This is a genomic window from Brochothrix sp. (assembly GCF_017549435.1).
Lineage (GTDB): Bacteria > Bacillota > Bacilli > Lactobacillales > Listeriaceae > Brochothrix > Brochothrix thermosphacta.
The window spans coordinates 1-7,867 of sequence record NZ_JAFYUW010000061.1; the positions used below are offsets into that span (position 1 = coordinate 1).

8 protein-coding genes are annotated in these 7,867 nt (G+C 36.4%); 5 read left to right on the plus strand and 3 right to left on the minus strand.

Annotated features, from left to right (window positions below; translation table 11 throughout):
• Positions 1-85: 85 nt before the first annotated feature.
• From IKV95_RS04325 to IKV95_RS04335, 3 genes are all read right to left on the minus strand, one after another.
• Positions 86-1,165 (minus strand): LCP family protein, encoded by a 1,080-nt coding sequence (locus IKV95_RS04325; RefSeq protein ID WP_069118800.1) that lies wholly within the window; start codon positions 1,163-1,165, stop codon positions 86-88.
• Between the two features lie 111 nt (positions 1,166-1,276).
• Positions 1,277-1,819, minus strand: coding sequence for a GNAT family N-acetyltransferase (locus tag IKV95_RS04330; RefSeq protein WP_051535944.1), 543 nt, complete (start codon positions 1,817-1,819; stop codon positions 1,277-1,279).
• Positions 1,813-2,451 carry a YigZ family protein gene (locus IKV95_RS04335; protein WP_029090860.1) on the minus strand — a complete coding sequence of 213 codons (639 nt, stop codon included), beginning with the start codon at positions 2,449-2,451 and terminating at the stop codon, positions 1,813-1,815. The genes IKV95_RS04330 and IKV95_RS04335 overlap by 7 nt, the downstream gene beginning before the upstream one ends.
• A 594-nt stretch (positions 2,452-3,045) precedes the next feature.
• Here IKV95_RS04335 and IKV95_RS04340 point away from each other — a divergent pair.
• The 5 genes from IKV95_RS04340 (at position 3,046) to hpf (ending at position 7,323) form a co-directional block, all read left to right on the plus strand.
• A complete protein-coding gene (locus IKV95_RS04340) occupies positions 3,046-3,726 on the plus strand; it encodes a response regulator transcription factor (protein ID WP_029090859.1) in 681 nt (226 codons plus the stop codon).
• 13 nt (positions 3,727-3,739) lie between these two features.
• Entirely contained in the window at positions 3,740-4,582 is an 843-nt protein-coding gene (locus tag IKV95_RS04345; protein WP_069118802.1) for a DegV family protein, read from the plus strand.
• A gap of 138 nt (positions 4,583-4,720) precedes the next feature.
• Positions 4,721-6,019: an ATP-dependent helicase ComFA gene (locus IKV95_RS04350; RefSeq protein WP_051457150.1), complete on the plus strand. Its 1,299-nt coding sequence runs from the start codon at positions 4,721-4,723 to the stop codon at positions 6,017-6,019.
• Between the two features lie 148 nt (positions 6,020-6,167).
• Positions 6,168-6,647 (plus strand): ComF family protein, encoded by a 480-nt coding sequence (locus IKV95_RS04355; RefSeq protein WP_141690170.1) that lies wholly within the window; start codon positions 6,168-6,170, stop codon positions 6,645-6,647.
• A 136-nt stretch (positions 6,648-6,783) separates the two neighbouring features.
• A complete protein-coding gene (gene hpf / locus IKV95_RS04360) occupies positions 6,784-7,323 on the plus strand; it encodes a ribosome hibernation-promoting factor, HPF/YfiA family (RefSeq protein ID WP_029090856.1) in 540 nt (179 codons plus the stop codon).
• The last annotated feature ends 544 nt before the right edge of the window (positions 7,324-7,867 follow it).

Here is a 7,867-nt window from a genome sequence, read left to right on the forward strand (position 1 = left end):
AAATAAACAGCTACCCAAAGGTAGCTGTTTATTTTTGTTTTATTGATTTTTGAAATAAAAATACTATTTTACAACAAGCTTTTATTTAAGGAGTAACTGCTGGTGTTTCAGTTCCGATTCCAGTGTCAGTTGTTACTTCGTCGCCTGTAGTGTTCGTTGCATCTGGGAAGGGTAGATCAAAATCCAATTCCTTCGCTAAAGTATTAGCAGTTTTATGTAGCTCTTCATTGTCTAATTGGTAGTAGTAAATATTATCAATTGTTGAATCTGCACCTTTTAAGTTGATTGATTTAACTTTGAAATCGTCTTTATTGTTGATGGCATATTTTGCAAGTGACATCATCGTTTCGAAATCCATATCAGTTTTCATGTTATTTCCAACTGTATCAATGATCGAACCGTATTTTGAAATAGATCCCATTTGTAACGCTTTTTTGATAATGGCTTCAATAACAAGTTGTTGTCGTTTACCACGTTCGATATCGTTATCAATATGACGTGTTCGAGCAAGAGCTAATGCTTGTTCACCATTTAGTTCTTGTAGTCCTTTTTTCAGTGTGATTGCGCCCGCTTTATCCTTTGAATCTTGCTCAGTAAAGGATACAGGTACATCAACTTCAATACCGCCTAAAGCATCGACAATCTCTAAGAAAGATGTGAAGTTGAAACGCACGTATTTATCAACGGGTAGTTGTAACGTGTTTTCGACAGTTTTAACACTGAGTTCAGGTCCGCCGTAGGCATGAGCATGGGCAATTTTTGTCCATTGTTCAGTGCTGTTTTCTGTGCCTGGTACAAGAACATAGGAGTCACGCGGAATACTAAGTAATGTGAGTGCATGTGTTTTTATGTTTAAAGTTCCATATAATAAAGCATCTGAGCGAGCATTACCTTTAAAGTTACGAACATCGCTATCATCAACTCCGATGATAAGAAATGACATATTATCTTTAGCTGCTACGACGTTTTTAGTACGTAAATCAGAACCTTTGCCGTCACGTATTGAAGAGAATGCCTTATCAAACGCATTTTCGCCTTTTGAATAAAGATAAGTTGCATAGACTGAAACAACCATAATTATAAGCATTATTGGAATCATAATCGAGAAAAGAATAATTCTTCTTCGACGAAATTTTTTGTGCTTATTCTGTCGCAAATCGGACATTTAGAAAACCCCTTTTTTATATAGTTCATATTTTGAAAAACTGAACAGAATGACATCATTATTTCATTATACATAAAACAAATGTGTAAATATAGCTAGTTTAGATTAAAATTAGGTAAGAAAATTCTTTTTTTGCAAAATAAAATAAGAAATATGGATATTTTTATCAAGTTCAACATTAAATTCCCAACTTTGAAATTGTTGCTCAAAGTTAAACGAACGCAGCAATTCTTTTGAAGGCATATTGGCGCTATCTACTTTTGCGTAAATAGAGTCATCAGTTAATGACCAAATAAAAGGCAGTAGACATAAAAAAACTTCGCGCATAAAACCTTGACGACGATACATCGCATGTAGTTCATAACCAATTTCAATCCCTTTAGGTGTCCAATCATTAATGCCGACGGTACCAATTAGTGAGCCGTTAGCTTTCAATCGAATGGCATAACGTATTGCGAAACGATCGTCTTCAAGCATTTTCACCATATCTTGAACAGTACTTAAATCGTCAAGCGGTTTAACGTGTAGATAATGCATGGTTTCAGCTTCAGACCATAATGAGAGCAAATCAACAGCGTCAATCATCGTGAGTGGTGTAAGTGTTAAACGCGAGCTATCAAGAGCGCGTTTAAAAGTCGAAGAACTTTTTAGCATGGCACCACGTGCTCTTGGTATAAAACATCGCCAATCGTTATATTAGCAGTCCCGTTTGTTACATTTATCAACCAATCTGAAATCTCACTTACTTCGGAATGTTTGACATAAATAGAAAGTGATACATTTTCACTGTAGTCTATCTTTTGTATGCCTAATGCTTTTTTTTGTAATAGATTTTCGAGAATCGGCAATAGCGGGTAGGCGACAGCACACGTTACAATTGTCATTAATTCACAGCGAACAATTCCAATTGTATTGAGTGTCTCGCTGACAGCACTGCCATAAGCACGTACTAAACCGCCTGCACCGAGTTTGGTACCACCAAAATAGCGCGTTACAACAACGGTCACATTTTTCAATTGACGTTTTTTTAGAACTTCAAGCATCGGCACGCCAGCAGTGCCACTTGGCTCACCGTCATCATTTGCTTTTTGAAACTGGTCTCTATCTCCAATAAGATAGGCTGAGCAGTTGTGTGACGCTTGGTAGTGCGCCTTTTTTATGCTCTGAATAAAGTGCTGTGCATCAGCTTCGTCAACTGTTCGTTTTACGTGAGTAATGAAACGAGATTTTTGAATAATTATTTCATGACTTCCGTTAGTTTTTACAGTTAAATATGTATCTAGCATGGGGAAAACCTCTCTTTTGAAATTTAAAAGTTATTTGTAAATCTTAAATCACCGTCGTTTAAAAATTAAATGAATACAAAAACAGGCTCACTTTTACTTTGGTGATATTTTTTTATAGCTGAGTGAGATGGTACTTTTGTTTGATGAAGCTTAACATCTTACTATTTATTATAGAGCTTATTGAGAAACCATTCAAATATCTATCGTATATTGTGTGAAAATTGTTTTTTTTATTTCTTTTTTAGAGCTGCTGAACTTATTCTTAGAAAGAGATAATGTTTTTTTTATTCATTTTTTTGTATGGATGTTAGCTATCACAGTTTGTTTTTAGAAAGGAAGTCTTTTATTTATAACGTTTTGAATTGTTTAATAGTTTAAAGTAATGAATTATTATTCAATGCCCATTGGTTTGGTGTGCATTATCTATGCCAAATTGATATTAATAGGTACTATTTGAAAAGTAAATAAAGTTTGTTTGTTAGGTCAAATTTACTTATAATAGAAAATATATAAACGGTTTTTATGGGCTAAAAGAATCATGACTGAGTATTTTATTTTTTATGGTTAAAAAACACAACTTGAGGATGAGGGTAAATGCAGACAACAATAATGATTATAGATGATCACCAGTTATACCGAGAAGGATTACGACATATTTTAAATGGAGATGATGACCTACAAGTTGTTCATGTAACGACTCTATCTGATTCAATCATTGCTGAGTACGAAGAGTATAAACCGCAAATCGTTTTTGTGGATGGTAATTCTGAAAAAAATACTATTTTAAATGAAATGTTAATTTATATGAGTGATAAAGAAGAAACGCAAGTTGCGTTATTATCTGATTTTGTTACCAATCAAGAAATTGCAGCAGCGATTCAAAAAGGTGTGGTAGGATTCCTACTTAAAGATATGGACAGCCAAGAGTTTATTGCTGCTGTAAAAGAATTGAGTAATGATAATGCGTATATTCATCCTAAAATAAGTAAACGTTTACTTTTGCTACTATCAAAAAGTTCAAATGATAGTATTAGTTTAGGGAGTTTATCGGCTTCAGATGTTCAGTATCCGTTGCATATTTTGACACATCGAGAGTGTGAAGTGTTACAATTATTGGCAGCTGGGAAAAATAATCGTGATATTGGTGTGGACCTTTATATCAGTGAAAAAACTGTGAAAAATCATGTCAGCAGTATCTTGAAAAAATTAGATGTTGCTGATCGAACACAGGCTGTTTTGAAAGGTATTCGCAACAACTGGGTGGGGATTAGTTAAAGGAGAGAAAGAGATGAAAATAGCACTTGTATCTGATACGACTGCAACGCTTGATCAAGCAGTCATTGAAAAGTACGCGATTCATACCGTACCGTTAACCATAACGATTGATGGGAAGTCTTATCGAGAGCAAGAAGATTTAACGAATAAAGAGTTTTATCAGCTTTTAAAAGAAAGTGACGCGTTACCAACAAGTTCTCAACCTTCGCCAGGCGAATGGTTATCACTTTACGAACGCTTAGCGAAAACACACGATGCCATTATTGTTTTAACATTATCTGAAAAAATTAGTGGTACGTATCAAACAGCTCATGCAATGGCACAAGAAGTGAAAGATGTTGATATTCATGTGATTGATTCCAATTACAGTAGCCGACCACAAGCTTATCTTGTTGAAGAAGCAGGGCGCATGATTGCTCAAGACCAGCCAATCACAGCCATTCTCGCGAAAATCGAACAGATGATTGATGCGATGGATGCTTATATTATTGTTGATGACTTGAACCACTTGGCAAGAGGCGGACGGATGTCTAGCGCAACAGCATTAGTTGGAAGCATGTTGAAAATCAAGCCAGTCATTCGTTTTGTGGATAAAAGCTTAGTAATGTTTGAAAAAATTAGAACACAGAAAAAAGCGATTGCTCGAGTTGAAGAGTTGTTTGCTGAAGTTTACAAGAATGATAAGCAGCTGCGTGCAACCGTATTACATTCGGATGTAGAAACGAAGGCAGAAGCTATCTATAATGAAATGATTGTGAAGTACCCAGAAGTAGAATGGGACGTTAGTGAGTTCGGTCCTGTTTTGGGAACGCATTTAGGCCCAGGTGCACTCGCTATTGTTTGGACAATTAAATAATCGATTTGCTATTATACTATTTTTATTAAATTATAAACGTATTTGTGAGGTGTTTAACGCTCGCAAATACGTTTTTTGTGTTTTAACAGGGAGAAAATCCAAGGGACAAGAATAGTGGGAAGATGGAGGTGATTAAAAATGAAGAGTAAAGGGCAGTTGCACTTGGTTCCAATAAACTGCGAGGTCCTTGAAGGATGGCAAACGTTTCCGACATTTGAAAAGGAACAGTGTTGGCGATGTGGAAGTGATACAAACAAAGAAATTATTCAGGTGACGCATGGCGTGTCGGAACCTTATTATTATTGTCGGTCATGTTTAGCTGTTGGATCGGCAAATACATGTCAAAAATATATATGGCAGCCGCCGTTACAGCGTAAAGGTACTGATGTTAACTTGCTTGAATGGGAGGGATGTCTCACACCAGAACAATCAGTTATAAGTAACCACTTGAAAGAAGCAGTAGAAAAAGGCTGTGAACGGTATTTTATTTGGGCAGTTACAGGTGCAGGTAAAACAGAAATTTTATATGAAACCATCGCTTTCTTTTTACAAAACGGTGGCCAAGTTGCCTTTATAAGTCCACGGCGGGCAGCTTGCATAGATGTTTCTAAGCGGCTAAAAAAAGTGTTTAGTCGAACGCAGCAGGTGACATTGCACCAAACGAGCGAAGCAGTTTATAAAGATGAACAATTAGTCATTGCCACAGCGCCACAAATGTGGCGTTTTTACTGTGCCTTCGATTTAATCATTATTGATGAAGTTGATGCGTTTCCTTATGTTTCCAGTTTGCAGCTTCAGTATGGTACAAAACGTGCGCTGAAGAAAACGGGTAGCAGCGTGTTGCTTAGTGCCACGCCCACGAAAACACAAAAGCAGGAGATGCGTACTGGCATTTTACCGTATGCTCATCTGAACAAACGATATCACGGATATGCTTTGGTTGTGCCACGTCTTAGGTTAGATGTGCAAGGTGCAAAATGTTTAATGCGTGGGATAATACCCGATAAACTGAAAAAGTGGTTGCTAAAGCATGAGAAGCGACACGTTCTTATTTTTGTCCCAGAAATCAGCTGGATTTCATCATTGGTCACTATGTTAAAAGAGACGGTGGACATTAATGTTGCAGGTGTTAGTGCTGAAGATAAGGAACGTGAACAAAAAATTGAAGCATTTCGAACTAGAAAGCTACGTCTTTTAGTGACGACTACTATTTTAGAACGTGGTGTTAATTTTACGGATATTGATGTGGTGATTATGAATGCACATCATCGTCTTTATAATTTAGCTGTATTAATACAAATTGCAGGTCGTGTTGGTCGATCAAAAAACTTTCCTACAGGAGCAGTTATCTGTTTTCATGCGGGCAAAACGGCAGCTTTGAATAGTATGATCAAAGAAATAAAAAAACATAACCATGAGGCAGCCTCAGATGGATGATTGTTTATTGTGTGGAGGTTCCAGTGAAACTGTATCCTGGACATTGTTTTTTAAAACAACAGCAATCTGTAAAAAATGTCGGATACGCTTTAAAAAATGGGAGGCGCAGTCAGAAACGCCATTGATGAAAAGGAACGAGCGATTTTTAATGAAGCAAAGTGGTTTACAACTTAAAATTCATAGTCTGTACGAGTATGATGAAACAGCTCAATCTTTTATGACTCAATTTAAGTATCAAGAAGATTGGTTACTTGCTGGCTGCTTTCGAAAGGAAGTCCGTCAGTTATTGCAGCTGCACAAAAGTAAAGCAGTTATCGTACCAATTCCTCAAGCTGAAAGGAGTAAGCGTTTTTTTAATCAAACAGAAGCGCTTTTAAATGAAACGAAAATGAGTTATGAACCGATACTGATGACAAATTCAGCAAAACGACAAGCACGAAAAACGAGAATAAATCGTTTGACAGCAACGGATGAATTCGAATGTATTCGAACGTGTTCCCGAACGCAAGCCTTGCTGTTTGATGATGTTTGTACGACAGGTGCAACCCTCTATCGAGCCCAACGCTGTTTATTGAAACAAGGGATAGAAGTTATTGGTGCATGCGTTCTTTTTCGTGTCAAAAAATGATGAATAATAGTCTATAAATGAAGTGTTTAAATATTTGCATAATTTAACGAAACAAGGTAGTATAAGTGTAAGGATAAGTATAGCTAATCAATAGCTATCAGTACTTATCTGGCTTGTATTTTAAGGAGGAATTATTATGTTGAATTATAATATCCGTGCTGAAAATTTTGAGGTCACAGACGCTATCCGAGGTTATGTTGAAAAGAAAATTTCTAAATTAGAACGTTATTTTGATGACATTCCCGAAGCTAATGTGAATGTAAAGATGAAAACATATTCTGATAAAACAGCAAAAGTTGAAGTCACTATTCCTTTACCTCGTTTGGTGTTACGTGCCGAAGAAGCGAGCGAAGATTTATATGCAAGCATTGATTTAGTATCTGATAAATTAGAGCGTCAAATTCGAAAACATAAAACAAAAATTCACCGCCGTTCACGTAAAGGAAGCGAATCTGTAAAAACAGAAACAGTACCTCCTACGGATGAACACGAAGCGGATTTTGATATTGTAAGAACAAAACAATTTCAATTGAAACCAATGAACAGTGAAGAAGCTGTCCTACAAATGAACATGTTAGGTCATGACTTTTTCATCTATAATGATGCTGATTCAGAAACAACAAATATTGTTTATAAACGTCGTGATGGCAAGTTTGGCCTTATCGAAACGGAATAGACGAACTTATTAAGGCGATAGTTTGTTGGATGTATTGAAGGAACATGTCAAGCGATTGCTAAACAACTTAGACCTTTCATTGCTAACACAGCGATTGAAAGGTCTTTTTACGTCAGATTGAATAGAAACGCTAATCTAGGTCGTTGCAACTTATTCATTCGGGATTGCGTACAATGAGTACGCGCACCTTCATTCGCTCGTTGCGTCTACTATCTCAGCATTTCTATTCAATCTGAACAGTTCGAAAAATGAAAAGTGGATGTTAATCTAGGTCGTTACAACTTATTCATTCGGGATTGCGTACACATGTACGCGCACCTTCATTTATTCGTTGTGCCTACTATCTCAGCACCACTATGGAAGTCTGGAGTAAATGCGGGAGCAATAGTATCGTTTTATCACGAACTTAATAGTGATGTTAATCTAGGTCGTTACAACTTATTCATTCGGGATTGCTACTAAAAGCACCTTCAAACTGCTCAGCACAATGATAAATTGGAATTTATAAAAAATGCTTTCCAGACTAGAAATTTTAGTTAGGATA